Origin of the sequence: Arthrobacter sp. AG1021 (assembly GCF_003633665.1) — a bacterium.
Taxonomy (GTDB): Bacteria; Actinomycetota; Actinomycetes; order Actinomycetales; family Micrococcaceae; genus Glutamicibacter; species Glutamicibacter soli.
Window position 1 is genome coordinate 1 of sequence record NZ_RBLB01000002.1, and the last position, 5064, is coordinate 5064.

At 54.3% G+C, this 5064-nt stretch carries 3 rRNA genes; all 3 read left to right on the forward strand.

What is annotated here, in order from left to right:
- Window positions 1–1073, forward strand: a 16S ribosomal RNA gene (locus DFO58_RS00110); the annotation flags it as partial.
- 577 nt (window positions 1074–1650) lie between these two features.
- Window positions 1651–4789: ribosomal RNA gene (locus DFO58_RS00115) — 23S ribosomal RNA — on the forward strand.
- Between the two features lie 151 nt (window positions 4790–4940).
- A 5S ribosomal RNA gene (gene rrf, locus DFO58_RS00120) occupies window positions 4941–5057 on the forward strand.
- Window positions 5058–5064 lie beyond the last annotated feature (7 nt).

Consider the following 5064-nt stretch of genomic DNA (forward strand, 5'->3'; position numbering starts at 1 on the left):
AGTGACGGTACCTGCAGAAGAAGCGCCGGCTAACTACGTGCCAGCAGCCGCGGTAATACGTAGGGCGCAAGCGTTATCCGGATTTATTGGGCGTAAAGAGCTCGTAGGCGGTTTGTCGCGTCTATCGTGAAAGTCCGAGGCTCAACCTCGGATCTGCGGTGGGTACGGGCAGACTAGAGTGATGTAGGGGAGACTGGAATTCCTGGTGTAGCGGTGAAATGCGCAGATATCAGGAGGAACACCGATGGCGAAGGCAGGTCTCTGGGCATTTACTGACGCTGAGGAGCGAAAGCATGGGGAGCGAACAGGATTAGATACCCTGGTAGTCCATGCCGTAAACGTTGGGCACTAGGTGTGGGGGACATTCCACGTTTTCCGCGCCGTAGCTAACGCATTAAGTGCCCCGCCTGGGGAGTACGGCCGCAAGGCTAAAACTCAAAGGAATTGACGGGGGCCCGCACAAGCGGCGGAGCATGCGGATTAATTCGATGCAACGCGAAGAACCTTACCAAGGCTTGACATGTTCCAGATCGCCTCAGAGATGGGGTTTCCCTTCGGGGCTGGTTCACAGGTGGTGCATGGTTGTCGTCAGCTCGTGTCGTGAGATGTTGGGTTAAGTCCCGCAACGAGCGCAACCCTCGTTCCATGTTGCCAGCGGGTTATGCCGGGGACTCATGGGAGACTGCCGGGGTCAACTCGGAGGAAGGTGGGGATGACGTCAAATCATCATGCCCCTTATGTCTTGGGCTTCACGCATGCTACAATGGCCGGTACAATGGGTTGCGATACTGTGAGGTGGAGCTAATCCCTAAAAGCCGGTCTCAGTTCGGATTGGGGTCTGCAACTCGACCCCATGAAGTCGGAGTCGCTAGTAATCGCAGATCAGCAACGCTGCGGTGAATACGTTCCCGGGCCTTGTACACACCGCCCGTCAAGTCACGAAAGTTGGTAACACCCGAAGCCGATGGCCTAACCACCTTGTGTGGGGGGAGTCGTCGAAGGTGGGACTGGCGATTGGGACTAAGTCGTAACAAGGTAGCCGTACCGGAAGGTGCGGCTGGATCACCTCCTTTCTAAGGAGCTAACCAGTTTTGGTTGCCCATGTCTGTGCCCGAGTGTGGTGCAGGTGGGTTGCTCGAGGGTGGAATGTCAATGAACTCAACACTGGGAAACGGGTTTTCGAGGGCGATCGTGTGGTTGTTTTCGGGGGTTCGGGTGTTGGCATGGTTTGTGTTGTGTGGCGTGTGTGGTTTAGTACGCAGTGCCGGCCCTTTGGGGTTGGTGGTGTTGGAAGGGCGCATGGGTCATGGGATGCGATAGATAATGTTTGGTGCACTGTTGGGTTTTGAGGCAACAAGCCTCCTGGCCGCCTGGTCCCTTTGCGGGGTTTGGTGGGTTGGGTGCTTGGTGTTTCGGTGTTTGTCCTGTGTCTGCTGGCATGGTGTCCTGGCTGGTCCTTTTGGGGCTGGTGTGTGGGGTGCTGTTGTTGGGGGTGCGGGGTTGTTGTTTGGGAACTGTATAGTGAACGCGAGCATCTTGCAGACAAGATGAGTTGCATGTGCCTGTCCTGGGTGTGTGTGGTGTTTGAGTCTTGTTTGTAGTGATTTTGTTGATTGTTTTATAGCTCAATTTTTGAGAACTTTGTTTTGTGTTGAAGTTTTTAAGGGCGCACGGTGGATGCCTTGGCATCAAGAGCCGATGAAGGACGTGGGAATCTGCGATAAGCCTGGTGGAGTCGATAACCGGACGTTGAGGCCAGGATTTCCGAATGGGGGAACCCCGCACCATGTTATGTGGTGTGACCTGCAGCTGAATGTATAGGCTGTGTGGAGGGAACGCGGGGAAGTGAAACATCTCAGTACCCGCAGGAAGAGAAAACAATAGTGATTCCGTTAGTAGTGGCGAGCGAACGCGGATGGGGCTAAACCGGTTGGTGTGTGATAGCGGATAGGCGTTGCATCATCGGGGTTGTGGGGTCCACATGTACCAGTTCTATCTACGCTGGTGGGATGAGGTGCAGGCGTATAGGTGAATCGGTTGGAATGCCGGACCAGAGAGGGTGATAGTCCCGTAGGTGTAATGCGTGTCTGCCGTTCTTGTGTGGATGCCCGAGTAGCACGGGGCCCGTGAAACCTTGTGTGAATCTGCCAGGACCACCTGGTAAGCCTGAATACTACTTGATGACCGATAGTGAATCAGTACCGTGAGGGAATGGTGAAAAGTACCCCGGGAGGGGAGTGAAATAGTACCTGAAACCGTGCGCTTACAATCCGTTAGAGCAGCCACTTGTGGTTGTGATGGCGTGCCTTTTGAAGAATGAGCCTGCGAGTTAGTGTTACGTCGCGAGGTTAACCCGTGGGGGGAAGCCGTAGCGAAAGCGAGTCTGAATAGGGCGAGTTAGTGGCGTGATCTAGACCCGAAGCGAAGTGATCTACCCATGGCCAGGTTGAAGCGCGTGTAAGAGCGTGTGGAGGACCGAACCCACTTCAGTTGAAAATGGAGGGGATGAGCTGTGGGTAGGGGTGAAAGGCCAATCAAACTTCGTGATAGCTGGTTCTCCCCGAAATGCATTTAGGTGCAGCGTTGCGTGTTTCTTGCTGGAGGTAGAGCTACTGGATAGGCGATGGGCCCTACAAGGTTACTGACCTTAGCCAAACTCCGAATGCCGGTAAGTCAGAGCGCAGCAGTGAGACTGTGGGGGATAAGCTTCATAGTCGAGAGGGAAACAGCCCAGAACGCCAACTAAGGCCCCTAAGCGTGTGCTAAGTGGGAAAGGATGTGGAGTTGCTGTGACAACCAGGAGGTTGGCTTAGAAGCAGCCACCCTTGAAAGAGTGCGTAATAGCTCACTGGTCAAGTGATTCCGCGCCGATAATGTAGCGGGGCTCAAGCACACCGCCGAAGTTGCGTCATTCAAACATGTCATTGGCCTTTGTGGTCCAGTGGTTTGGATGGGTAGGGGAGCGTCGTGTGGACGGTGAAGTCGCGGTGGAAACCAGCGGTGGAGGCCACACGAGTGAGAATGCAGGCATGAGTAGCGAATGACGGGTGAGAAACCCGTCCGCCGAATGATCAAGGGTTCCAGGGTCAAGCTAATCTGCCCTGGGTTAGTCGGGACCTAAGGCGAGGCCGACAGGCGTAGTCGATGGACAACGGGTTGATATTCCCGTACCGGCGAAGGACCGCCCATACTGAGCAATGGATGCTAACCATGACGGATTCCAGCGTTGATGCCTTTTAGGTGTCTTGTTGGTTGGTGTGGTGGGAACCGATGTTGTGAGGTCAGCGTATTAACAGGTGTGACGCAGGAAGGTAGCCGAGCCAGGCAATGGAATTGACCTGGTCCAAGGGTGTAGGAAGAACGGTAGGCAAATCCGCTGTTCATTGTTTCTGAGACCTGATAGGCGCCCCGTTTGTGGGGTGATTCGGTGATCCTATGCTGCCTAGAAAAGCATCGGCGCGAGGTCCCAGTCCGCCCGTACCCTAAACCGACACAGGTGATCAGGTAGAGAATACTAAGGCGATCGAGAGAATCATGGTTAAGGAACTCGGCAAAATGCCCCCGTAACTTCGGAAGAAGGGGGGCCTGCCCCGTGATGGAGACTTGCTCTCCGGATGCGGGTGTGGGCCGCAGAGACCAGGGGGAAGCGACTGTTTACTAAAAACACAGGTCCGTGCGAAGTCGCAAGACGATGTATACGGACTGACTCCTGCCCGGTGCTGGAAGGTTAAGAGGACCGGTTAGCACACTTGTGTGCGAAGCTGAGAATTTAAGCCCCAGTAAACGGCGGTGGTAACTATAACCATCCTAAGGTAGCGAAATTCCTTGTCGGGTAAGTTCCGACCTGCACGAATGGAGTAACGACTTCCCCGCTGTCTCAACCATGAACTCGGCGAAATTGCAGTACGAGTAAAGATGCTCGTTACGCGCAGCAGGACGGAAAGACCCCGAGACCTTTACTATAGTTTGGTATTGGTGTTCGGTGCAGCTTGTGTAGGATAGGTGGGAGACTGTGAAGCTCGGACGCTAGTTCGGGTGGAGTCATCGTTGAAATACCACTCTGGCTGTACCGGTCACCTAACTTCGGACCATGATCTGGTTCAGGGACAGTGCCTGATGGGTAGTTTAACTGGGGCGGTTGCCTCCTAAAATGTAACGGAGGCGCCCAAAGGTTCCCTCAGCCTGGTTGGCAATCAGGTGTTGAGTGTAAGTGCACAAGGGAGCTTGACTGTGAGAGTGACAGCTCGAGCAGGGACGAAAGTCGGGACTAGTGATCCGGCGGCACCTCGTGGAAGGGCCGTCGCTCAACGGATAAAAGGTACCTCGGGGATAACAGGCTGATCTTGCCCAAGAGTCCATATCGACGGCATGGTTTGGCACCTCGATGTCGGCTCGTCGCATCCTGGGGCTGGAGTAGGTCCCAAGGGTTGGGCTGTTCGCCCATTAAAGCGGTACGCGAGCTGGGTTTAGAACGTCGTGAGACAGTTCGGTCCCTATCCGCTGCGCGCGTTGGAAATTTGAGAAGGGCTGTCCTTAGTACGAGAGGACCGGGACGGACGAACCTCTGGTGTGTCAGTTGTACTGCCAAGTGCATCGCTGATTAGCTACGTTTGGAAGGGATAACCGCTGAAAGCATCTAAGCGGGAAGCCTGCTTCGAGATGAGATTTCCATCCACTTTGTGTGGGTGAGGCCCCCAGCTAGATTACTGGGTTGATAGGCAGGATGTGGAAGCAAGGACCAAAGACTTGTGTAGCTGACCTGTACTAATAGGCCGATGGCTTACAACACACTATCTAAACAGTGTGTCAACAAAATGATATTTTTGATTGTTCGCGTTCACTATGCGGTTACGAGACAACAACCTCGAACCACAAAAAGTAAGAGACTTTGCAAGGACGAATCCACCGGATTACCAGTGGTTTGTGTGCTTCGTGATTGTTACGGCGGTCATAGCGTGGGGGAAACGCCCGGTCCCATACCGAACCCGGAAGCTAAGGCCCATTGCGCCGATGGTACTGCACTCGTGAGGGTGTGGGAGAGTAGGTCACCGCCGGACTTAACTT